At 68.4% G+C, this 22,711-nt stretch carries 18 protein-coding genes; 11 read left to right on the plus strand and 7 right to left on the minus strand.

Features of this window, described 5'->3' with window-relative positions:
* Positions 1-362 precede the first annotated feature (362 nt).
* The 8 genes from CP958_RS02585 (at position 363) to CP958_RS02620 (ending at position 9,158) form a co-directional block, all read left to right on the plus strand.
* Positions 363-1,106, plus strand: coding sequence for a response regulator transcription factor (locus tag CP958_RS02585; RefSeq protein ID WP_096700453.1), 744 nt, complete (start codon positions 363-365; stop codon positions 1,104-1,106).
* A gap of 3 nt (positions 1,107-1,109) precedes the next feature.
* Positions 1,110-2,501 carry a hybrid sensor histidine kinase/response regulator gene (locus CP958_RS02590; RefSeq protein WP_096700454.1) on the plus strand — a complete coding sequence of 464 codons (1,392 nt, stop codon included), beginning with the start codon at positions 1,110-1,112 and terminating at the stop codon, positions 2,499-2,501.
* Positions 2,502-2,506: 5 nt separating this feature from the next.
* Positions 2,507-3,058, plus strand: a complete 552-nt coding sequence (locus CP958_RS02595) for a SiaB family protein kinase (RefSeq protein ID WP_096700455.1) — start codon at positions 2,507-2,509, stop codon at positions 3,056-3,058.
* Positions 3,059-3,065: 7 nt separating this feature from the next.
* Positions 3,066-3,449, plus strand: coding sequence for a DUF1987 domain-containing protein (locus tag CP958_RS02600; protein ID WP_096700456.1), 384 nt, complete (start codon positions 3,066-3,068; stop codon positions 3,447-3,449).
* A complete protein-coding gene (locus CP958_RS02605; protein WP_096700457.1) occupies positions 3,442-4,458 on the plus strand; it encodes an ATP-binding protein in 1,017 nt (338 codons plus the stop codon). Before CP958_RS02600 ends, CP958_RS02605 begins: the two co-directional genes overlap by 8 nt.
* A gap of 66 nt (positions 4,459-4,524) precedes the next feature.
* Positions 4,525-5,979 (plus strand): diguanylate cyclase, encoded by a 1,455-nt coding sequence (locus CP958_RS02610; RefSeq protein ID WP_096700458.1) that lies wholly within the window; start codon positions 4,525-4,527, stop codon positions 5,977-5,979.
* A 323-nt stretch (positions 5,980-6,302) separates the two neighbouring features.
* The gene (locus CP958_RS02615) at positions 6,303-7,064 is read left to right on the plus strand and encodes a transporter substrate-binding domain-containing protein (RefSeq protein WP_096700459.1); all 762 of its coding nucleotides are present in this window, start codon (positions 6,303-6,305) and stop codon (positions 7,062-7,064) included.
* A 93-nt stretch (positions 7,065-7,157) separates the two neighbouring features.
* The gene (locus tag CP958_RS02620; RefSeq protein WP_096700460.1) at positions 7,158-9,158 is read left to right on the plus strand and encodes an NADPH-dependent 2,4-dienoyl-CoA reductase; all 2,001 of its coding nucleotides are present in this window, start codon (positions 7,158-7,160) and stop codon (positions 9,156-9,158) included.
* A gap of 31 nt (positions 9,159-9,189) precedes the next feature.
* On the opposite strand, the gene CP958_RS02625 is transcribed toward CP958_RS02620, so the two are convergent.
* From CP958_RS02625 to CP958_RS02645, 5 genes are all read right to left on the minus strand, one after another.
* Positions 9,190-10,872 (minus strand): CHASE domain-containing protein, encoded by a 1,683-nt coding sequence (locus tag CP958_RS02625; RefSeq protein WP_141400395.1) that lies wholly within the window; start codon positions 10,870-10,872, stop codon positions 9,190-9,192.
* An 86-nt stretch (positions 10,873-10,958) separates the two neighbouring features.
* Positions 10,959-12,146 carry an NAD(P)/FAD-dependent oxidoreductase gene (locus CP958_RS02630; protein WP_096700462.1) on the minus strand — a complete coding sequence of 396 codons (1,188 nt, stop codon included), beginning with the start codon at positions 12,144-12,146 and terminating at the stop codon, positions 10,959-10,961.
* 10 nt (positions 12,147-12,156) lie between these two features.
* Complete coding sequence (locus CP958_RS02635; protein WP_096700463.1) at positions 12,157-13,203, minus strand: hypothetical protein; 1,047 nt, start codon at positions 13,201-13,203, stop codon at positions 12,157-12,159.
* Positions 13,200-13,700 (minus strand): hypothetical protein, encoded by a 501-nt coding sequence (locus tag CP958_RS02640; protein ID WP_096700464.1) that lies wholly within the window; start codon positions 13,698-13,700, stop codon positions 13,200-13,202. Before CP958_RS02640 ends, CP958_RS02635 begins: the two co-directional genes overlap by 4 nt.
* A gap of 43 nt (positions 13,701-13,743) precedes the next feature.
* Positions 13,744-14,910: a GNAT family N-acetyltransferase gene (locus CP958_RS02645; protein ID WP_096700465.1), complete on the minus strand. Its 1,167-nt coding sequence runs from the start codon at positions 14,908-14,910 to the stop codon at positions 13,744-13,746.
* A 137-nt stretch (positions 14,911-15,047) separates the two neighbouring features.
* Here CP958_RS02645 and CP958_RS26210 point away from each other — a divergent pair, with 137 nt between their 5' ends.
* Positions 15,048-16,652 carry an FAD-binding oxidoreductase gene (locus tag CP958_RS26210; protein ID WP_096700466.1) on the plus strand — a complete coding sequence of 535 codons (1,605 nt, stop codon included), beginning with the start codon at positions 15,048-15,050 and terminating at the stop codon, positions 16,650-16,652.
* Here CP958_RS26210 and CP958_RS02655 read toward each other — a convergent pair whose 3' ends face one another.
* The gene (locus CP958_RS02655; RefSeq protein ID WP_096700467.1) at positions 16,653-18,455 is read right to left on the minus strand and encodes an ATP-binding protein; all 1,803 of its coding nucleotides are present in this window, start codon (positions 18,453-18,455) and stop codon (positions 16,653-16,655) included.
* Complete coding sequence (locus CP958_RS02660; RefSeq protein WP_242442706.1) at positions 18,452-19,291, minus strand: phosphate/phosphite/phosphonate ABC transporter substrate-binding protein; 840 nt, start codon at positions 19,289-19,291, stop codon at positions 18,452-18,454. Before CP958_RS02660 ends, CP958_RS02655 begins: the two co-directional genes overlap by 4 nt.
* A gap of 367 nt (positions 19,292-19,658) precedes the next feature.
* Between CP958_RS02660 and CP958_RS02665 the strand changes: the two genes are divergently transcribed.
* Positions 19,659-21,965, plus strand: coding sequence for a helix-turn-helix domain-containing protein (locus CP958_RS02665; protein WP_096700469.1), 2,307 nt, complete (start codon positions 19,659-19,661; stop codon positions 21,963-21,965).
* 78 nt (positions 21,966-22,043) lie between these two features.
* On the plus strand, positions 22,044-22,634 hold the full coding sequence (locus tag CP958_RS02670) for a hypothetical protein (RefSeq protein ID WP_096700470.1): 591 nt from the start codon (positions 22,044-22,046) through the stop codon (positions 22,632-22,634).
* Positions 22,635-22,711 lie beyond the last annotated feature (77 nt).

Here is a 22,711-nt window from a genome sequence, read left to right on the forward strand (position 1 = left end):
GACACGCCTCGTCACGCCACGCCTTTTGGGTGGCGTCGGAATATAGGAAGACGATCCGCGCCGTTCCATCCTCTCCGCCTCGACGGCCGGATCACCCGGCGATAAGTCGGATCGGATGATCGATTCGGGAGGATATTCCCGTAAGGACTATATGCCTTACGGCTATATCGCGCCGGCTCCATGACGAAACATGACGGAGATCACAGACAGCCAAAGCGGCAGACTGCCTTGCTTCCATTGAAGCAAGGGGGTGTACTGCCCTCCGGCGCGAAACAACGCGTCACATAGTGCGACGACTTGTTATTGTACGTAACTCGGTGTTTATGATTTCCCTGTCGTAATTATTCTGGAGGCTTGACCCCATGGCGCGGATCGCGGTGGTCGAGGACGAAGCTCCTCTTCGGGCGGATCTGGTCGAGTACCTTTCGGCGTGCGGGCACGATGTGATCGGCTGCGGCGACGGCAAGGAGCTTGACCGCGCCCTGGATGAACGTCCCGTCGAAATCATCATTCTCGACATCAACCTGCCGGGAGAGGGGGGATTCTCCATCGCCGGCCGGCTTCGTTCCCATTCCGACATCGGCATCATCATGCTGACGGCGCGCGGCCTGAACGTGGACCGCGTGGTCGGTCTGGAGGTGGGGGCCGACGTCTACATGGTCAAGCCGGTGGAACTGCGCGAACTGGAAGCCCAGGTCCGCACCCTGGCCCGGCGCATGCGCGTCTCCCAGCCCGCCCTGCAGCACGAATCCCGCCCGGCCCCCGAGGCACCGCCGCCGCCATCCGCCGCGCCGGCGGTTCCCACCGAGTGGATCTACGACCAGTTGACCTGGACGCTGATCGCTCCCGACGGCAAATCCATCAAGCTGACCGGCAACGAGCGGGTCTTCGTCTCGCTGCTGGTGACCCGACCGGGTGAGCCGGTGTCGCGCGACGAGATCTTCCGGGCTCTGGGCAAGCGCGGCTGGGACCCGGCCGACCGCTCGGTGGATTCCATGGTCCGCCGCCTGCGGGCCAAGGGCGACCAGGCCTTCGGCCATCCGCTGCCCATCGAGTCGGTCCACAGCGTCGGCTATGCCTTCGCCGCGCCGGTCGGCCTGCGGTAATCCATGGCGGGACCGCGCAAACTTGCGTTAAAGCCGCGCGGCACCCCCTCCGCCCCCGCCTCCTCGGCCCCGCCGTGGCCCATCCTGATCGTCGACGACGACGAACAGGTTCTGCAGATGACCCGGGTCATTCTGCGCGACCTGTCGTATCTGGGGCGGCCGTTCAAGTGCATCGAGGCGGCCTCGGCCGCCGAGGCCGCCGCCATCCTCGACCTGCAGCCCGAAATTCCGGTGGTGCTGCTGGACGTGGTGATGGAGACCCCCGATGCCGGCCTGCGCCTGGTCCGCCACATCCGCGAGGAGCTGGGCAACCGCACCGTCCGCATCATCCTGCGCACCGGCCAGCCCGGCGACGCCCCCGAGCGCGACGTGGTGCTGGCCTACGATATCAACGACTACAAGAGCAAGGCGGAGCTGACCGCCCAGAAGATGTTCACCGCCCTGGTGGGCGCGCTGCGCGCCTGGGGCGACATCACCACCATCCAGCGCCTCGCCGCCGAACTGTCCGATCTCAACGCCTCGCTGGAGCGCAAGGTGGAGGACCGCACGGCGGAACTGCGCGAAAGCAACGAGGCCCTGGCCCGCTCCAAGACCCGCACCGAGACGGCGCTGATGCGCGAGACCGAGGCCAAGGGGCAACTGCGCCAATTCCTCTCCATGGTCAGCCACGAGTTCCGCACCCCGCTGGCCATCATCGATTCCTCGGCCCAGATGCTGCGTATCCGGGTCGAAAAGAGCGATCCCGGCGGCGTGGCCCGCCTGGACACCATCCGGGGCGGCGTGCAGCGGCTGTTGGGCCTGATCGACACCTGTCTGGCCGACGAGCAGTTGGACAGCGGCCGCATCGTGCTGCACGAGAAGTCCTTCGACATCGGCCCGATGATCGAGGTGACCCTGTCCCATTACCGGGTGGCGTCGCCCACCCACCTGTACCGTGCGGAGGCGGCTCCCGGCCTGACCGTGTGGGGCGACCCCGGCATGATCGCCCTGGTGATCAACAATCTGGTGGGCAACGCGGTGAAGTACTCCCCGGCCGGTTCCCAGGTCAGGGTCGAGGCCGCCTCCGACGGCGCCGACGTGGCCATCAGCGTCACCGACCAGGGCATGGGCATCCCGTCCGAGGACCTGCCAAACATCTTCGAGCGCTTCCACCGCGCCGCCAATTCCAAGGGCATCCCCGGCTCGGGGATCGGCCTGCACATGGTGCGCCAGATCGTCGAGATGCATGGCGGCACGGTGACGGTGGAAAGCCGGCTGAAGACGGGTTCGCGCTTCACCGTGCGCCTGCGCCCGTCGCCCGGCGCGGGAGCCGAGGGAATCGACCCGGTACAAGACGGCTTGAGCGCCCCCGCCCCCGATGATACCGTCGACGCTCTTGGTGAAGGCAACAGGTAGCCGGCATGCTTGCGAAACAGTACCGATCGTTCAAGCACGACCTCGACCAGCGCGGCATCATCTTCTCGTTCTCGGGCTATCTGTCCGAGGAGATCCTGTATTCCCTGGGCAACGCGCTGCGCCAGAAGATGACGCTGGAGGATGCCAACGTCACCACGGTGAAGAAGGTGTTCTCGGTCTTCGTCGAGCAAGCCCAGAACATCATCCGCTATTCGGCCGAGAAGCTGTCGGGGGACAAGGGGCAATCCATCGAGCTGTCGTCGGGCATGGTGACCATCGGCACCGAGAACGACCGGTTCTTCATCGTCTGCGCCAACGTGGTGATGGCCGCGGACGAGCCCCGGCTGCGGGAACGGCTGGAACGGCTGCGCTCCATGGATCGCGAGGCCATCAAGGCCTACTACAAGGAGCAATTGCGCGAGGCGCCCGAGGAGCAGAGCAAGGGCGCCACCATCGGCCTGATCGAGATCGCCCGGCGCGCCAGCGCACCCATCGAGTTCGATTTCGACCCCATCGATGACCAGAAGTTCTTCTTCTGCATGAAGGTCTCCATCTGAGGTGCTTATGGACAATTTGACGATCGCGGCCACCGAACGCTCGCCTGCGGTGGATTTCGATTTCGCCGCCGGGCGCCTCAGCCTGAAGGGCGAGTCCTATCCCGAGGATGCGTCGGCCGTGTTCGGCCCCATCTTCTCGGCCCTGGAGGCCTTTCTGGGCTCGGCCAAGGGCCGCGACGTGGCGTTCGACTTCGACCTGACCTATTTCAACAGCTCCAGCGCCAAGGCGCTGATGAACATGTTCCAGATGCTCGACCAGGCGGCGGAAGCCGGTTGCCGCATCACCGTCAACTGGGCCTACGCCCCCGACGACGACACCATGAAGGAGTTCGGCGAGGATTTCGCCGAAGACCTGAACCACGTCGCCTTCAACCTGGTCAGCGTTGAGTAGCTTCAACCTCTTCGACGCCGAGGAAAAAAGCCTCGAACAGGCCGAAGACCTGCGCCGGAGGCTGGAGCAGGCCCCCGAGCCGGTGCGCGACGGCATCGCCACGCTGATCGAGGCCTACAGCCGCAGCGTCCGCGAGCAGCGCCGTCTGGTCCGCGTCTCGGACCGCCTGCAGGCCCAGCTCGCCTCGGTCAACCAGGAACTGGGCAAGCGCAAGGCCGAGGCCGAGGATGCCCTGGAAACCCTGAAGGCCGCCCAGGAATCCCTGGTCCAGGCGGAAAAGCTCGCCTCGCTGGGCGCCCTGGTGGGCGGCGTCGCCCACGAGATCAACACCCCCGTGGGGATCGCCCTGTCCTGCGCCTCCCATCTGGCCGATTCCACCGCCTCCATGCGCAAGCTGTTCGAGGCCGACGACATCTCGGTCGAGGATTTCGAGCGCTTCATGGACACGGTCAAGGACACCACCGGCCTGATCCTGACCAATGTGGAGCGCGCCGCCGAACTGATCCGCAGCTTCAAGCAGGTGGCGGTGGACCGCACCTCGTCGGAACGCCGCCGCTTCGATCTGGCCACCTATATCCGCGAGACCCTGGCCAGCCTGGGACCGCACCTGCGCCAGGCGGGCCACACGGTGCTCCTCGCCTGCCCCGAGGGCATCGTCATGGACAGCTATCCCGGCGCCCTGTCGCAGGTGCTGGGCAATTTCATCATGAATTCCCTGGTCCACGGCTACGATTCCGGCCAGACCGGCACCTTGTCCATCACGGTGGAGCGCGACGGTGCCGAGTCCGTGCGCCTGACCTATGGGGACGACGGCAAGGGCATCCCCGACGAGCATCTGGGCCGCATCTTCGATCCGTTCTTCACCACCCGACGCGGCAGCGGCGGCTCCGGCCTGGGGCTGCACATCGTCTACAATCTGGTGACCGGTCCGCTGGCCGGCAGTGTCGCCGCCGAATCGCCGGCCGGGCGCGGCACCGTCTTCACCATCCTGATGCCCCTCAGCCCCTAACCATTCGTCACACTCCGGTGCAAACCGGGGGTGGCATGACCAATGGCCTGGGTAGAACATGAGACAATGAGCAACAACCCGAACGTCACGGGCCCTGCCCCGGCCGGCAAGGCCAAGCTTTCGCTGCGGCGGGCCGAACATCCACAGCCGACCGATGGCGCCGCGCCATGGCCGGTGCTGGTGGTGGACGACGACCCCGACGTCCATTCCATGACCCGGGTGCTGCTGCGCGACTTCAGCTTCCAGGGCAAGGGGTTCGAGGTGATCAGCGCCATGTCGGGCACCGAGGCCCGCGCCGTGCTGGCCTGCCGCCAGGATATCCCGGTGATGCTGCTGGACGTGGTGATGGAGACGCCCGATGCCGGCCTGTCGCTGATCCGCCATGTGCGCGACGACCTGGGCAACCGCCGGCTGGCCATCGTGCTGCGCACCGGTCAGCCGGGCGAGGCCCCCGAGCGCGACGTCATGCTGGCCTACGACATCAACGACTACCGCTCCAAGACCGAACTGACCGCCCAGAAGCTGTTCACCTCACTGATCGGCGGGCTGCGCTCGTGGATTCACCTATCGACCATCGAGGCCATGGCCTCGACCCTCGAACGCCGGGTGACCGAGCGGACCTGCCAGTTGGACGAGGCGCGGCGTTTCGCCGAAAGCCTGGTGGAACTGCTGCCCAATCCCCTGTGGTTCAAGGACCCCGACGGCTCGCTGCGCCTCTATAACCGCGCCTTCCGCGAGATGTTCGCCGTCGGCCCCGAGGACTGGCACGGCATGCCGGCCGCCGCCGTGCTGCCCCATCCCCTGGCCGATCTGGACCAGCAGGCCGATGACGGCCTGTCGAGGGGTGGGCAGGGGGGAATGTCGTTCGAGACCTCGCTCGACCGGGCGGACGGCACCCGTACCCTGGTGGTCAGCAAGGGCATGGTGCGCAGCGATTGCCGCGGCACTCCGGACGAGCCCATGGGCACCATCGGCATCGTCACCGACATCACCGAGCGCAAGCGGATGGAAAGCCAGTTGCGCCATCTGGCCACCACCGACGACCTGACCGGCTGCCTCAACCGCCGCGCCTTCTTCGTCACCGCCGAGCAGGAATTGGAGCGTTCGGGCCGTTACGGCGGCTCAGTCTCGGTACTGATGATCGACATCGACCACTTCAAGCAGGTCAACGACCGCTTCGGCCACGCGGTGGGCGACCGGGCGCTGAAGGCCGCCACCGCCGCCATCCGCGCCAATCTGCGCGAGATCGATTCCTTCGGCCGGCTGGGGGGCGAGGAATTCGCCGCCATGCTGCCCGAGACGTCGCTGGCCGGCGCACTGCTGGTGGCCGAGCGCCTGCGTCAGGCGGTGGCCGCCATCGACCTGCCGCTGGGCGAGGGTCAGCCACCGCTGCGGATCACCGCCAGCCTGGGCGTCGCCGAACGGACCTCCGAGGCATCCGGCCTCGACCAGATCCTGGCCCGCGCCGACACCGCGCTGTATCGGGCCAAGGCCGCCGGACGCAACCGCGTCCTGACCTAGAAAAAGCCGGCAACCGCGTCCTGACCCAGAGCGGCGCGCCTCAAATATGAGGCGCGCCGCTCCAGCGCCCGTTGAGGGCGCGGCCAAGGGCGCGGATGCGCCCGCCCGGCGAGGGACAATGATAAAGCCTATAGCGTGATGCACATTTTGGGCATCACGCTATAGAAAAAGCCGGCAACCGCGTCCTGGCTTAAAAACCCCGTCCTGATTAATCGCGTCCTCGCCCGAGGGTTCAACCACCCCTTCCCCATCCCGCCTACTTCCGTCATAGTGTGACGAGGCGTGACAGGCCGCACCGAAATGCGGCGAAGAGGGGATCGCGGATGCTGAGAATTTGCCTCGTCATTCTGGGCATGCTGGCGGCTCTGCCCGCCTGGGCCGGGCAGGTGATCAAGGTTGGCGGCTACGAGTTCGCCCCCTTCGTGGAGACCAACGCGGCGGGTCAGCCGGATGGGCTGGCGTTGCGCCTGATCGAGGCCATGAACGCCCACCAGGACCGCTTCACCTTCCAGTTCGTCCCCACCTCGCCCAACCGCCGGTACAAGGATTTCGAGGCCGGCCATTTCGACGCCATCCTGTTCGAAAGCCCCGACTGGGGATGGACCGAGCGCAAGCTGCCCATCCGGGCATCCCGCGTCTTCCTCGACGGCGGCGAGCTTTACGTCGCCCTGGCCCAGCCGGGGCGGGGGCAGGAGTTCTTCGCCGACCTGTCGGGCAAGCGCATGGTGGGGCTGCTGGGCTACCATTACGGCTTCGCCGGCTTCGAGGCCGACCCGGCCGTGCTGGCGTCGCGCTTCCGCATAACCCTGGTCCGGGACAATTCCGCCAGCATCGAGGCCATTCTCAAGGATCGTGGCGACGTGGCGGTGGTCACCGACGCCTATCTGAAGCGCTGGCTGCGCAGCCGGCCCGAGGCCGCCCCGCGCCTGCTGGTCTCCGAACGCTTCGACCAGCGCTACGCCCACCGCGCCCTGGTGCGGGCCGGCGGGCCGATCACCACCGAGGACATGGACAAGATCCTGTCCGCCATGGACCTGGACGGCACCCTGACCCGCCTGTGGCGCGAGTTCGGCATCAGGGACTGAGGCCCTCCCGCCCCCTTTTTCGAAACGCTCGAAATATTGCGCCCCACGCCACATCCGGCATAATGGTACCGCAATGCCATTATGAGGGCCGCCATGCGCTACCGCCATCTGCTGTCGCCGATCACCTTCCGCGGCGTCACGCTGCCCAACCGCATGATCATGGGCTCCATGCATCTGGGCTTCGAAGGCCTGCCCGATGCCTGGCCCCGGCTGGCCGAGTTCTATGCCGAGCGGGCCAAGGGCGGCATCGGCCTGATCGTCACCGGCGGCGTGGCCCCCAACGAGCAGGGCAATTTCGGCCATGACGGCACGGTGCTGACCTCCGAGGCGGAGCTGGGCGGCCACCGGCTGGTGACGGGGGCGGTACATGCCCAGGGCGGGCGGATCATCATGCAGATCCTGCATTGCGGCCGCTATTCCCGGCAAAAGGACATCGTGGCGCCATCGGCCATCCGCGCGCCCATCAACAGCCAGACCCCGCGCGAACTCTCCGATGCCGAGATCGAAAAGACGGTGGCCGATTACGCCCGCTGCGCCCGGCTGGCCATCCAGGCCGGCTATGACGGCGTCGAGGTCATGGCCTCGGAAGGCTATCTGATCAACGAGTTCCTGGCGCCGCGCACCAACAAGCGCACCGACCGCTGGGGCGGCGACCTGCACGGCCGCATGCGCATCCTGGTGGAGATCGTCCGTGCCGTGCGCGCCGCCCTGGGCGAGGTCCCCATGATGAGCGTGCGCCTGTCCATGGTCGATCTGGTGGAGGACGGCCTGACCGCCGACGAAGTGGTGGCCGTCGCCCGAGCCATCGAGTCCGAGGGCTGCGACCTGATCAACAGCGGCATCGGCTGGCACGAGGCGCGGGTACCGACCATCGCCCACACGGTGCCCCAGGGGGCCTGGAGCTGGGCCACCGCCCGGGTCAAGGCAATGGTCGGGATTCCCGTGGCGGCCAGCAACCGCATCAGGACCCCGGATATGGCCGAATCCCTGATCGCCGAGGGCCAGTGCGACATGGTCAGCATGGCGCGTCCCCTGCTGGCCGACCCCGCCTTCGCCGCCAAGGTGGCGGCCGGCGAGCCCGACGGCATCAACGCCTGCATCGGCTGCAACCAGGGCTGTCTCGACCCCATCTTCTCGGGCGGCGCCGCCACCTGTCTGGTCAATCCCCGCGCCGGGCGGGAAGGCGAGTTCATGTCGCGGCAGCCCTGCGAAACCCGGCGCATCGCCGTGGTGGGCGGCGGCCCCGCCGGTCTGGCCTGCGCCCTGGAAGCGGCCCGGCGCGGCCATCAGGTCGCCCTGTTCGACGCCTCCCACGAGTTGGGCGGCCAGTTCATCCTGGCCCGCGCCGTGCCGGGCAAGGAGGAATACCTCGCCACCCCCGCCTATTACACCCAGGCCTTGAAGCGGGCCGGTGTCGAACTGCATCTGGGCCGCCCGGCCACCGCCCGCGATCTCGCCTCCTACGGCCGCATCGTGCTGGCCACCGGCATACGGCCGCGCAAGCTCGACCTGCCCGGCGCCGACCACGAAAAGGTGGTGGGCTACGAAGACATCCTGTCGGGTCGAAAGAGGGCCGGCGCCCGGGTGGCGATCATGGGCTCGGGCGGTATCGGCTTTGATACCGCGCTGTATCTGGTCGGCGAGGATCACGAGACGGATTTCAACGCCGAATGGGGCATCGACCGCGCCTTCACCGGACGCGGTGGCCTGACCGAGCCGGTGGCCCCGCCGCCGGCCCGGCGCGCCATCACCATGCTGCAGCGCAAGGCCGAGCGTCCCGGTACCGGCCTGGGCAAGACCACCGGCTGGATTCACAAGGCCCACCTGCAACGCCACCACGTGGACATGCTGGCGGGCGTCACCTACCGCTTCATCGACGACCGGGGCCTGCACATCACCCTGAACGGCGAGGACAGGCTGATCGAGGCCGACACCGTCATCGTCTGCATCGGCCAGGAGCCGCGCCGCGATCTGGCCGACGAGTTGCGGGCCCTGGGCCGTGACGTCCAACTGATCGGCGGCGCCCGCGACGCTTCCAGGCTCGATGCCCTGGCCGCCTTCGAGGAAGGAACGCGGCTGGGGCTGGCGCTGTAGGCCAACGGTCTGTCTCGCCCGCCATACGCCGTCAGCCGGCCTGGCCACCGGAGAGGCTGGGCGGGACGACGCGGAAAGTGGCGCCCTGGCCCGGCTCGGACTCGGCGGTGATCGGGCCGCCGCCGTCATGGACGGCCCGGTGAACGACGTCTGCGATATCCATCTGGGAGGTAAGCCCCTCCTTCATGAAGGCGATGTTACCCCCCAAGTACTGGGTGGGAGTATTGATCTCATGGGCGATGCCGCCGGCCAGGGTGCCCAGCGCCTCCATGCGCTCGATCATGGTGGCCCGCTCCTTCTCGGCGGCGCGGCGTTCGGTCACGTCCTGCAGGCTGATCAGCGTCACCGTCCCCGAGACCGGCAATCGCCCAAGGGCATGCACGATCCGCCCCGATTCGCCCACCTTGAATTCCAGATCCAGGGATACGCGATCCAGGGCGGAGAAGGCATCGGCCAGACGCCGGCGCATGTCGGGCTCCACATGGGCGAAGACCTGATGAACGGCGCCGCCGATCATGCCCTCGGGCAGGTCCAGCATGGCCGCCGCCCCCTCGCCGATGGTGAGTTCGCCGGTGGCCGGCTGGTATTCCAGATGGCTGAGCGAGGCGATCCGCTGGGCATCGCCGAGGCGCCGCTTGGCCTGCTCCATATCCTGGGCAAAGCGCATGGCCACGTCGGCCCGGTCCATGCCCGCATTGACGTAGAACAGGTAGAACAGGGTCGCCAGCAGCCCAAGCCCAAGCGTGACGTGGGAGGCCAGCGGCCGGCCGTTCTCGGCGAAAGCCGGACCGGGACTGGCCACCAGCCTCCAGACGCGGCCCGCCACCTCGAAGGATTGGGCCACGTGGATGCCGGCCTGAAGATCCTCCAGGGTACGGGTCGAGGCCTTGGGCGCCAGCAGGCTGCTCTCCGGCGGCGCCGAGGTGTCGAACAGGTGCAGGTCCACCAGACGGGGCCGTTGCCCGTTTTCCTCCGCCGCCTCGGACGAGGCCACCAGATCGCCCAGGCGGAAAACGCCCGACACATAGCCGAGCAGATTCCGCCGGTTACGCCCGAGATCGTCGGTGCGCCCGCCCTGGTAGACCGGGGCCAGGACCAGCACCCCGTATTGCTCGCCGGTCTCCTGCACCAGGGTGATGCGCCCGGTCACCACCGGCCGGCCGCTGTCGCGCGCCGCGCTCAGCGCCGCCCGGCGAACCGGATGGGAGGCGAGATCGAAGCCCGCCGCCTTCTCGTTCCCCTGCAGGGGCTCGATGTAATAGACCGGGATATATTCCGGGCGGCGGGCCACGGGAACCGGATTGCCCTGGTCATCGCGCTCGAAGATGAAGAAGCCCGCGCGCCCCTCGCGCCGCGCCAGAATATTGTAGGTGGACAAGGTCTCGGGGCTGACGCGCGGGTCCCAGGACAGGGCCTGGATGAAATCGTGCTTGGCCAGGGTGGTCTCCACCATGCGGCGGAATCCCACCGCGTCGGTCGCCAGGGGAGGCGTGGCGGTAAAGTGGCCCACCACCATGTCCACGGCGTTCAACGCGATGTCCACGTTGGCATGCACCGCGACCAGACGCTGCTCGGCCAATTGGCGGAAGCGGGCTTCCTGGCTGGCCTGCTCCAGGTGCGAGACCATCAGGAACAGTACCGCCGAGACGCCGAATCCCAGCAGCGAAACAGGCAGAAGCCGGCGGACGATCCTGGCGGATGGTGACATGGGCATGGCGAATTCCCTTTCGACCCCAGGGAACACTCTGCCAGGACACAATACCTTCGGTCACCCCCAAATGGTGGTATGCATAGGTGTTATTACAGATTCATCCCGGCCACCCAGCCCGACGACCACGCCCACTGGAAGTTATAGCCGCCCAGCCAGCCGGCCACGTCCACCGCCTCGCCGACGAAGAACAGGCCCGGATGGGATTTGGCCGCCATGGTCTTGGATGAAAGACCGGCCGTATCGACGCCGCCCAGGGTCACCTCGGCGGTGCGATAGCCCTCGCTGCCCGCCGGAACCAGCGGCCACTCGGACAACAGGCGGGCCAACGTGGCCAGGGCGGCATTAGTCGACTGACCGATCGGTCGGCCCAGCAATCCGGCCCGCTCGGCCAGGGCGCGGGCCAGCCGGGCGGGCAGCCACTCGCCGACGATGGTCTCCACCTGGGCGTTGGGGCGGGCGGCCTTGCGCTCCAGCAGCCGGGCGCCGGCATCCTGGTCGGGCAGCAGATTGAGCAAGATCGACTGACCGGTCTGCCAATAGGAACTGATCTGCAGGATGGCCGGCCCCGACAGACCGCGATGGGTGAACAGCACCGCCTCGCGGAACCGCGCCTTGCCGAAACGCACCTCGGCGGGAACGGCGATGCCGGCCAGATCGCGCATCAGGTCGAGGTCGGCGCCGGTGAAGGTCAACGGCACCAGACCGGGCCGGGGCGCCACCACCGACAGGCCATAGCGCCCGGCCAGGGCATGGGCGAAGCCGGTCGCGCCAATCTTGGGCACCGACAGGCCGCCGGTGGCGATCACCAGGGCGGCGGCCTCATAGGTTCCCCGGCTGGTCGCCACCCGGAAGGGGCCGTCGCCGGTCACCGCGCCGACCTTGGCCCCCAGCACCATCTCCACGCCCCCCGCCCCGCATTCGGCCAGGAGCATGGAAACGATGTCACCGGCCGAGACGTCGCAGAACAGCTGGCCGTGCTCGCGCTCGTGCCAGGCGATGCGGTAACGCTTCATCAGGTCGAGGAAATCGGCCGGGCCATAGCGCTTCAGCGCCGAGGTGGCGTAATGGGGATTGGCCGACAGGTATTGGGCCGGTGTCACGGTGCGGTTGGTGAAGTTGCACTTGCCGCCGCCCGAGATGAGGATCTTGCGCCCCGGCTGGTCGTTGTGGTCCACCACCGCCACCCGCTTGCCGCGCGCCGAGGCCACGGCGGCACACATCAGCCCGGCGGCGCCGGCACCGATCACGATGACATCGAAGGGGGAAGAAAGGGTCATGGGCTGGGTTCTACCCCATCCGGTCGCGCCACTCCAGCAGGCGGTAGACGGCGCGGCCCAGGGTCGCGGCGTCGGCAAGGCCCGAGGCTGTAAGATCGGCATGGGCCAGATTGCCCAGACGGTAGAGCCGCCCACGGGGCACCGCCGCCGCCAAGGCCTCGCCCTCGCCCACCGGCACGATGCGGTCGTCGCTGCCGTGGATGACCAGCACCTCCGGGGCAAAACCCGACAGATCACGCGCGGCGAGGTCCAGGCGGCTGATCTCGTCGCCGATACCAGGCGGCAGGCCATCGATCAATTCCGGCACCCTTGCGGGATCGGCGTTGTCGAGCAGCGCCATGACCGCGCGCCCCTGGGGCCCCAGCCGCCCGGTCAGATCGCCGATGGCCGCACCCAAATCGGCCATGCGCCGCCGGGCGACGGCTTCCAGCAGGATGCGGTCGCCGGAATCGGTCAGGCGGCGGGCATTGCTCAGCACGAAGACCCACTTGCCGTAGGCATTGGGCTCCAGCCGCTTGCCCCGCCAGAAGCCGGTGGTGAAGAAGCCGATCACCCGGCGCGCGTCATAGGGCGGCCCCACCGCCACCATCACGGCGACCTTGGCCGCCACATCGGGCTCCAGACCGGCCAGCACCGCCGGGACGGCGGCGTAGGAGATGGCGGCCAATGCCACTTTGTTCCCCGGCGCGCGGCGCACCGCCTCGGCTACCTCGGCGGCATCGGCGGCCGACAGGGTCAGGGCCTTGGCCCCCGCCAGATCGGGCACCATCACCCGCCAGCCCGCCCCCACCAGGGCGGCGGCGAAGCGGACCAGACGGGGATCATCCTTGCCGGCGATCGCGGCGCCGGGCAGCAGCACCAGCACCGGCCCCCTCTCGCCGTGAAGATCGGCGCGCCCGCCGCCATAGGTCATGGAGCGGACGGCGGCAGGGGCGGGAGAGCCGGCCAGGGCCACCATCAGGCGGGCGGTATCGATGGCGCGGCGGCCGGGCGGCGACAGCAGGCCGAGGATGGCGACGAGAAGGAGGGCGACGACGATGAGGCCGGCGCGCCTCACACCTCGATCTCCCCCAGCTTGGCCTGGGTCTCCTTCAGGCGGTCGGCCTTCTTCTTCATGTCGTGCTCCATGCGCTTGATGCGCTTGTCCAATTCCTCGATATGGGCGAGGCGTTCGACCCGCTTCTGCTTGTTGTAGCCTGAGGTGAAGCGCTTGATGCCCCAATCGGCGGTGACGAAGAACAGGGCGGCGCCCGCCACCAGCACGATGATGGCCGCCACGCCGCCATAGGCGCTGTTGACCGCCACCATGGCGCCCCAGAAGCCGATGGTCACCAGCGACGACGCCGAGGCCAGCACCAGCCGGTTGACCGTCTGGTCATGGCGCGTCTGGCGTTTCTCGTGCTCGCGCATGGCGTTGACGATCTCTTCCTTGGCGATGGCCTGCCAGGTGCGGAACGACATGCCCTTGACCGTCCGGTTGTCGCGGATGGTCTGTTCCAGCTTGCGCACCAGATAATCGGCCTTTTGTTCCGGCGTCGGGCCTTCGGCGGCCAAATCCCGTCTCCCGCGGTGTCGAGGTCCGCAGTCTAAACGCGGCTCAGCCTTTCCGGAAAGGCCCTTCCATGGCCTGCTCGGCCATGTCTTCGGCCACCATGGCGCGCTCGTGGGCCAGATAGCGGGCCACCGGCTCGGCCAGGCCGGGATCGGCGATCCAGTGGGCGGAATAGGTGGGGACCGGCAGATAGCCCCGGCTGACCTTGTGTTCTCCCTGAGCGCCGGCCTCGACGCGGGCCAGGCCGTGGGCGATGGCGAAGTCCAGGGCGCGGTAGTAGCACGCCTCGAAATGCAGGAAATCCACCTGCCGCCCGCCTCCCCCGCCCCAGGTGCGGCCGTAGAGCGTGTCGGCGCCCAGCATGTTGAAGGCGGCGCCCAAGGGCTCGCCGTCGGCTTCCGCCCACACCAGCACCACGCTGTCGGCCAGGACCGAGGCCGACAACTCCTCGAAGAAGGCGCGGTTGACATAGGCGCGGCCCCATTTGCGGTCCACCGTGGCCTGATAGAAGGCATGGAAGACGTCCCAGTGCCGCGCCTTGACGTCGCCGCCCACCAGGGTGGAGAGGCTGACTCCCGACCGCGCCACCGCGTCGCGCTCCTTGCGGATCTGCTTGCGCTTCCTGGAGGACAATTGCCCAAGGAAGTCTTCGAAACTCCCATAGCCCTGGTTGCGCCAGTGATACTGGCTGCCCAGGCGCTGCAGATAGCCGGCCTCGCCCAGGCCGTCATACTCGGCCTCGGTCGGGAAGGTGACATGCGCCGAACTGACGCCCAGCCGCCGGGCCAGATCGATCATGGAGCTTGCCAGCACCCGGCGCAGCCGCTGCCCGTCCTCGGCCGGATGGACCAGCAGGCGCGGCCCGGTGACGGGGGTGAAGGGCACGGCGCATTGCAGCTTGGGATAATACTTGCCGCCGGCCCGCTCGTAGGCCTGGGCCCAGCTCCAGTCGAAGACGTATTCGCCGAAGGAATGGCTTTTGAGATAAAGCGGCGCCGCCGCCAGCAGCCGCCCCTCGCCGTCGCGCACCGCCAGATGGCGCGGCAGCCAGCCGGTGCGCGAGCAGGCGGACCCGGACCGCTCCATGGCGTCGACGAAGGCGTGGCGGATAAAGGGATTGTCCGTGCCGGCACAGGCATCCCACTCGGCGGCCTCGATCTCCGAGACGGCGGACAGGATGGTGACGGTCAGATGTTTTTCTCCATCGGGCATGCCCCGAAGATGAGGGCGATCGGGAGGAATTCCAAGATGTGCATGCCCGTCATGACGCATCCCGCCCCTTCGGGGAGTATCAATTCCTGTGCCGGAAGTGCTATGGGAGGGCCCGCACACCCCGAACCTCGCGGATCATGAGCGCTCCCATCGATTTCTCCTCGCTGCCCCAGGCGGAGTTGACCGACGACGGCGGCAAGCCCATCAGGGCCCGCCTGCTCGCCACCCGCCATATCGCGTCGGCGGTGGCCGAGGCGGTGCGCGCCAACTGGGCGGTGATGCCGGCCGGCGGACTGACCAGCGCCATCGGGTCCTATGACTACAAGGACGAAGAGATCGCCGGTTTCGCCGGCATCGTCGCCATCCGCCCCAAGGGCGCGCTGACCGCCGAGATGGTCGCCGCCGATACGCCGCTCGCCCGGATCGAGACCCATCAGGTGGCCATCGATGCCGGCAAGGGACTGGTATCGGCCGGTGCCGGCCTGACTTTCACCCAGGTCAACGCCGCCCTGGCCGAAGCCGTCGGCCCCAACGCCCGCGTCCTGGTCGACCTGACCAGCATCGGTTCGGCCTTCGTCGGCGGCGTGGTAGCGACCGGCGGCATGGGGCCGCTGCGCCTCAGCCCGCTGGGCACCCTGGACGCCGTCTGCGTGGCCGATGGCGGCGACGAGCCCCGTCTGGCCGAGGCCGAGGCCATGGCCGACGTGCAGGGCATGCAGGGCTGGACCGGCATGGTCACCGCCGCCCGTTTCCGCTTCTTCGAGGTCCCGGCCGGCGAGTTCGGTCTGGTGCTGCCGGTGCAGGGCTCGGACGTGGACACCATCGCCGGCCTGTTGTCCTGGCTGCGCCCCTGGACCCGCATTTCCCTGCCCGAAGCCGGTGGCCGCGTCACCGGCGAGGGCGGCGAGACCGTGCTGAACGGCATCGAGCTGGTCAGCCGCGATTCGCTGGAGACCTTCATCGAGCACTCCGAGGAGCCGGCCCGCTCCAAGGCGCAGGGGCTGCTGCAATCGTGCGAGTATGCCGGCGCCGACATGCTGGCCTGCCTGACCGGCTGGTCGGAACTGTCCATCGACGATGTGCTGATGAGCCTCCTGGACCCCGAGACCGAGACCATCGGCGGGGTGATGATCGATTTCGGCGTCGGCTTCTCGTCGGGGGCCGAGATGGAGACCTTCCGCGCCATCCGCGAGGGTGCCCCCGATCTGGCGCGGACCAAGGCGCGCGTCGTTCAACCCGGCAAGCTGAAGCCGTGGAGCACCTCGACCGACATCAATATCGTGCTGCCCGCCGATACCGGCGCCATCGTCGCGGTACTGGAGGCCTATGCCGATTACCGCGCCGCCATCCGTTCCCTGGCCCGCGAGTTGAAGGGGGCCGTCGAGGTCGAACTGTCGGCCTACGGCCATCTGTCGCCGTCGGGCATCGATCCCCACCACCGCGTCACCCTGTTCGCCGCCCTCGGCGCCGAGGCGGCCCTGGCCGGGGCGCGTCAGGCGGTGGCGGCCAACAAGCGGACCCTGATCCACGATCTGATGTTCGCCGCCAGGAGCCATACCCTGCGGGTGACCGGCGGCGAGAAGGGGGCGCCGTCCCTGGTGGAGATCGCCCGCGCCGCCGGCGGCGAGAACCGCCTGCCCGAGGACCTCAAGGCCGCCTTCGCCCGTACCCGCGCCGCCGTGATGGCGGCACCGGTCCAGTTCAGCTTCCGCGCGCCACAGGAATTGCGGACCGGCGACTGATCACAGCGCTTCGGACGGCGCCGCCGTGGGCAGCCAAATATGCACGGTGGTTCCCTTTCCGGGCTCGGACTCCAGCCACAGCCGGCCACCGTGAATCTTGACCACCTTCTGCGCCGAGGCCAGCCCCAGGCCGGCACCGGGAAAGGTCGAGCGGGAATGCAGGCGCGAGAACGGCCGGACGATGCTCTGCAGGTATTGCGGATCGATGCCGATGCCGTTGTCACGGATGTCGATGCGCCAGCCGTCCTCCATGGCCTCGGCGGTGACGGCCACCTCGGGCACCACGTCGGGCCGCACGAACTTGATGGCATTGCTGATCAGGTTCTCGAACAGGATGAACAGCAGCACCGGATCGGCATGGAGAATGGGCAGGTCGCCGACCCGGAACTCGGCCTTGGTCCCACCGGACATGGCGCGGCAATCGACGATGGCCTGCTCCACCACCCGGCGGCAATCCACCGGGGCGAAGGCGGCCATGGGGCGGTTGGAACGGGTGTAGTCCACCAGCCCCTTGACCAGCAGGCTGAGCTGGTTGGCGCCCTCGCGGATGAAGTTCATGCTGCTGATGGCCCGTTCGGGCAGGTCGGCACCGAACTCGCGGTCCAGGCGCTGGGTATAGGCCAGGATATAGCGGATCGGCTCCTGCAGATCGTGGGAGGCGGCGAACAGCATGCGTTCCAGTTCCGCCTTGGCTTCCAGCAGCATGTCGGCGCTGTGCTTTTGCACCGTCACGTCGCGGATGGACGAGCGCGAGCCCAGCGGCTCGCCCGCCCCGTCGAAGATGGGTTGCCACGACATGGCCACCCACTGGACCGCGCCCGCCTTGGTCAGGATGCGGAACTCCATGTCGTGGCCGGATAGTCCGCCCTTGGCGGCCGCCAGGAAATCACGCACCTGGGGGCGGTCCTCCTCGACCACCACGGGCAGGGGGAAGTCCGCCATGGCGTGGCATTCGGCCACGCTGTAGCCGGTGATGCGCTCCACCGCCGGGTTGACCCAGCGCAGGTGACCGTCGACGTCGAACCAGTTCTCCCAGGCATAGGTGTAGTCGGCGATGGCGCGGAAGCGCTTCTGGCTCTCGTCCAGGTCGAGGATGCGCGATTCCACCGCGCTGGACATGGAGTTGAAGGCCTGGGTCAGCACGGCGATCTCGTCCTTGCCCTCCAGTTTGAGGCGGATGGAGAAGTCGCCGCCCGCCACCTTGAGCGACGCCCGGGTCAGCAGGGTCAGGTGACGGGTCAGCCAATAGCCGATGGCGGCCAGCAGGGTGACGGTCAGCACCACCTCGCCGATGGCGATGCCGACGCTCTGATGCAGCAATTCACGCCGCGCGATGCCGAGGAAGGCGGTGTCCAGGCCATAACGGGCCTCGCCATAGCGCTGTCCCAGGAACACGATGTCGAAGGCGCCCCGGTACTCGCCCAGGTCGGCCGACAGCACCTTGTCGGCGGGCGGCAGCGGCGCCGCCGCGTCCCGGCCCCAGGCGGCCACCACCTTTCCGCTGCTGTTGGTCACCACCATGTAGGTGATGCTTTTGGAGGTGCCCCAGCCCTCGACGATGCTTTGCAGCGCCGCGTAGTCGCGCTCGGCCAACTGGCCCGCCAGGGTGATGTTGAACGAGGCTTCCTGCGCCTGCAGCCGGAGTTCGGTGCTGGAGCCGAGATGGCTTTCGATCAGACGGACGCTGTTGGTCACCAGCAAGGTCAGCATCACCACCTCGACCACCACGCTGAACACCAGCAGGCGGAGCCGCAGGGAGTTGACCGGACGGACGGACGGAGGGCGCGAATAGCCGAAGCTCAATTCCCACTCCTGCTCTTATGACTGATCATGTCGGCATAGGGACGGGCCCGCCTGATGTCGTCGGCGTCGATGGGAACCAGCCCCTTGAAGCCGCCGGCCTTGAAGAACGCCTTTCCCCGCTCGGTATCGCCAAAGCGGCCAAGCGCGTCGCGGATCACCCGGACGGCTTCGTCTCCCAGCCGGGCATGGGCCAGGATGAACTGATGGGGCATGTGCAGACGGCTGGGAAAGAAAACCACCCGGTCGCGCAGATCCTCGGGAACCTGCTGCATCACCGAAGGGCTGCTGATGGCCGCGTCGGCGTCGCCGATGGCCACCGCCCGGATGGCGGTGGAATGGCTGGCTACCTCGCGCAGGTCGTAATCCTTTCCCGCCCGCAGGTGGTAATCGACCCACAGCCAGGTTTCGGCCACCACCGACAGGGCCGCCAGCCGGTCGGCGGTCAGGACGCGCCGGCCGCGCAATTGCGCCGCCTCGCGCAATTCGCTGCCCTTGGGCACCACGATCAGCGGCGTCAGTTCCTGGTCGTAGTGGTACAGCGGCACATAGCCGCGATCATAGGCCAGCACCCCGAAATGGGGCGCGGCGACCAGCACGTCGAATTCCTCGGCCTGCACGTCGTCCAGATAGGCCTGGAAGTTGGGGGCGGTATAAAGCTCCACCGGACGGCCAAGGGCCTCCTGCAGATGCTGGCGCAGGGGATCGTACAGGCTGAGCAGGCTGAGCGTGGCGATGGTGGGCAGCAGCCCGACCCGGACGGCGCCCGAGGGCCGGGGCTCGGCGTCCGCCCCCATGGGCGCCATCGCCGTCACCAGAACCAGGACAACCCGGAACATGAATCGGCCCAAACCCGGAATCATTGTTCTCCCCCGCCTGAGGCGGCAACCATAGCATGCCCGAAACACCCGGCAAGTCTATTGAACGGACCGTCCCGCCGTTCCCGCCCGGTAGAATCCCAAGCCTTTTGGAATAGGTCGAAATATTTGCGCTCAAGACATAAACTATTAAAATCTCGGGCGTACCGTGTAGGGTGGAATTTCCTCCCCGATGGGGAATCGGGAAGGAAGCGACAGGCGGGGTTCGGGAGCCTCCAGTCGGACAAGCATCGTTATGAAGCTTAAGGGCGGTTGTAAGGGTAAGTTTTCCACCAAGCGCATGGCCTCGGCGCCGCGCTGGAGGAAAACTCGTCCTGAATCCAGATCCTTGCACCACCTGACCCCGTTCGAACGTCTTGCCCTTCGCGCCGCCCAGCGCCGCCGCCAGATGGCGGAACAGGCAGAGCAGGCCGTGGCCCCGGAACTGTCCGCCCCCTTGCCTCCGCATGGTCCCGACCTGCCGCCGGCCCTGCTGGCCGAACGTCTGATCGCCTGGTCGAGGAACGCCCTGCGCGGCTCCGGCTCCACCCTGGCCGAGCTTCCGGCCAAGCTGCCGCAATCCGGCCTCCTGGGAACGGTCTGCCGCATCCTGGCGGCTCCCTGGACCGGTCTGGTGGGCGGATTGCGCGCGGCCTTCGCGCCGGTCACCGCCGAGGGGGACCGCCAGCGCGGCACCTCGGCCTTCCACGGCCCGCCGCGGGAAGTCTCCGCCCCGGCCGGCCCCGCCATGCACGACGACAAGGCCCGCGCCATCATCGCCGCGGCGCTGGCCGAGGTCCCGGACAAGGGTGATCCGACCCTGCCCGCCGACCTGTCGGCCCTGGCGACGCTGCTGTCCGAGCCGCCGCCCACCGACGATTTCAGGGCGTCCGATCTGGTCCGCGACTGCTTCGCGCCCCAGGGTGCCGTCGGGTTGCAGAGCCGGGCGCTGTTGGGCGTCGCGCTGCGCCTGACCCGGGAATTCGGCCTGCCGACCCGCCTGCCGCTGGCGGCGGACCGGGCGTGGCGCATGCTCGACCCCATCACCTTCCAAGACGAGATGGCGGCGCAACTGGCCGCCATCCATGCCTTCATCTCCGACTGGCAGAAGTCCCAGCAGACCTTCCTGGTCCTGGAATTCGGCGAGATCAGCCTGATCGAATGGCTGTTCGAGAGTCTGCATCCCGGACAGCACACCGACCTGTTGTTCGAGGTGATGAACTTCAAGGTCCTGTCCAACCGCCGGCAAGGCATCCTGCGGCGCATTCCCCACCGGGTCCGCAAATTCGTCAAGGATGCGGGCGCCGGGCACGAAGCCGTCCTCTATGCCGCCGGCACCCATGCCTATCTGAACCGTCTGGTCACCACCCACGGCTTCACGCCCATCGTCGAAACCGCCGTCACCTGCCTGGAAGAGGTGGAGAAGGTCCTCGAGAAGCTGAAGCCGCCGGCCGCCCTGCCGGGACCGGCCGGGGAAGGCGAGGGTCAGGCCCTGGCCCGCATCACCCCGGTCAAGATGCCGGCCTCGGAACTGGCCGACCGGGCCATCGCCGCCGCCCAGACCAATGCGGCCCAGTCCGCTCCAGTCCAATCCGCTCCGGCCCGGCCGCTCTCGGCTCCCCCGGCCCCGGCCGCAGCCCCCGTGGCGCCGCAGCCCCTGGCCATCCAGCCGCTGCCGCCCCGGCCCGCCGGCCAGGAAGTCCCGGCCCAGGTCCCGGCCCTGGCGACGCCGCCCCAGGCGGCGGAAGGTGTCCGCCCCGCCGTCGTCCGCCTGCTGCCCAAGCACATCCGCGCCGGCGCGGTGCTGACCATCCCGTCGCGCTCGGCGGGACGGATTCCCATGGGCCGCATGTTCTCCACCGACGGCGCCACCGCCGCCTCGGTACCGGCCATCTCGGTCAAGAGCGAGCTGACCCGGCCGGCCGGCCGGCCATCGCGCCTGCCCGGCCCGATCGACGCCGTCATCCCGCCCAGCCTGCCCCATCTGGGGCTGCCCGCTCCGACGGTCGAGGCGGCGCGAGCCGCCCCGGCCCTGCCCGCCCCTCAGCCCGCGACTGCCGCCGCACCGCCCGCACCGGCGCCGACCCATACGCTGACCGGCCGGGTCAATCTGGCCCCGCCCGGCAAGCCCGCCCCGGCCGCAGCCCCCACGGCGGCGGCCCGCGTCGCCGTGATCAAGCCCGCGGCGCCCAAGCCCGCGGCTCCTCCGGCCGTCACCCGGCAGACAGCGGTCGCCGTGGCCGCTGCCACCCCTCCGGCGACAGCGGGCGACAACATCACCAAGCTGACCATGGTGCAGAAGCGGCGCCTGCCCATCACCCAGGCCCTCAAGCGCCAGTCGGTGATGCGGGTGCTGCGCGGCGAGGATGCCGAGGCCATCGCCCTGTCCATCGGCATCAGCCGCGCCAAGCTGGACGATTGGGTCGACAAGTTCATCGCCGCCGGTGCCGGCGCCCTGTCCACCAGCCGCAAGCGCAAGTCCGAGGAACTGACCGTCGACACCCTGCGGGCCAAGCTGGCCGAGGTCCTGGCCACCGCCCAGCTGATCGAGCAGGTGATGGAATCCTCGCTGCCCCGCCGTCCCCTGATGCTGGCGGCACCCCAGGAGACCTCCGGCGAAACGCCGCCGCGCCGCTCGCGGAAGAAGCAGGTCTGATCCTCCTTTTCCGAGCTTCGCCATGCCACGGGCAAGGCCTATGCTGGCCCTGAACCCGCGATCATCGGGAGAGCCGCCATGCGCAAAGCGCTCCTCCTTCTCCTCCTGCCCCTGGCGCTCGCCGTCCCGGCCGCCGCGCAGGAGATGTCCACCGCCACCGTCGTGCTGTTCGACGCAATCTGCCTGACCTGCCACGAGGGAGAGTGCAGCGGCCGCATGGCCCTGCGCACCGAACGCAGCAGCGAGGGTCTCGCCGGTCATGTGGCCGGCTATGCCGGCAAGCAGGACGAGGGTATGGTCAGCCGGCTCAAGACCCTGATGAGCCGCGTCAAGACCGAGTGCCGCATGCCGTCGCCGCCGGTGGCCGTCCCCGCCAACGGCATCTGGGACCCCGGCAGCCTGGCCCCGCTCACCCTTCCCGACCGCCAGCGGCTGTTCGTGCCCCTGGGCAAGCTGGCGCCCGGCTCCCACTCGGCCGTCTTCCGTCTGGCCGAGCCCCAGCGGTTGCGGCTGCAGGTGGTGGCCGACAGCTTCGACATCGTCCTCGACGAGGACAGCACCGTCGGACCGGCCGGCACCAGCATCCGCTGGCGGGTGGACGAGCCCGGCGAATATTTCCTGCGCATCACCGGCCGCCAGCCCATCGGCGCCCTGCATATCGGCCCATGAGTCTCTCCCCCCACCCGCTCGGGGAACCAAGCGGGTGTGGACGGCGGCCCGGCGATAGACTAAGAATTATGAGCAAA

Source organism: Magnetospirillum sp. 15-1, assembly GCF_900184795.1.
Classification (GTDB): domain Bacteria; phylum Pseudomonadota; class Alphaproteobacteria; order Rhodospirillales; family Magnetospirillaceae; genus Phaeospirillum.

Bases quoted from the DNA above. Each gene is read 5' to 3' on its own strand.
- CP958_RS02620 (WP_096700460.1), top strand. From the start codon at position 7,158: ATGCGCTACCGCCATCTGCTGTCGCCGATCACCTTCCGCGGCGTCACG.
- CP958_RS02595 (WP_096700455.1), top strand. From the start codon at position 2,507: ATGCTTGCGAAACAGTACCGATCGTTCAAGCACGACCTCGACCAGCGC.
- CP958_RS02660 (WP_242442706.1), bottom strand. From the start codon at position 19,291: ATGTTCCGGGTTGTCCTGGTTCTGGTGACGGCGATGGCGCCCATGGGG.
- CP958_RS02600 (WP_096700456.1), top strand. From the start codon at position 3,066: ATGGACAATTTGACGATCGCGGCCACCGAACGCTCGCCTGCGGTGGAT.
- CP958_RS02610 (WP_096700458.1), top strand. From the start codon at position 4,525: ATGAGCAACAACCCGAACGTCACGGGCCCTGCCCCGGCCGGCAAGGCC.
- CP958_RS02615 (WP_096700459.1), top strand. From the start codon at position 6,303: ATGCTGAGAATTTGCCTCGTCATTCTGGGCATGCTGGCGGCTCTGCCC.
- CP958_RS02585 (WP_096700453.1), top strand. From the start codon at position 363: ATGGCGCGGATCGCGGTGGTCGAGGACGAAGCTCCTCTTCGGGCGGAT.
- CP958_RS26210 (WP_096700466.1), top strand. From the start codon at position 15,048: ATGAGCGCTCCCATCGATTTCTCCTCGCTGCCCCAGGCGGAGTTGACC.
- CP958_RS02630 (WP_096700462.1), bottom strand. From the start codon at position 12,146: ATGACCCTTTCTTCCCCCTTCGATGTCATCGTGATCGGTGCCGGCGCC.
- CP958_RS02670 (WP_096700470.1), top strand. From the start codon at position 22,044: ATGCGCAAAGCGCTCCTCCTTCTCCTCCTGCCCCTGGCGCTCGCCGTC.
- CP958_RS02590 (WP_096700454.1), top strand. From the start codon at position 1,110: ATGGCGGGACCGCGCAAACTTGCGTTAAAGCCGCGCGGCACCCCCTCC.
- CP958_RS02625 (WP_141400395.1), bottom strand. From the start codon at position 10,872: ATGCCCATGTCACCATCCGCCAGGATCGTCCGCCGGCTTCTGCCTGTT.
- CP958_RS02645 (WP_096700465.1), bottom strand. From the start codon at position 14,910: ATGCCCGATGGAGAAAAACATCTGACCGTCACCATCCTGTCCGCCGTC.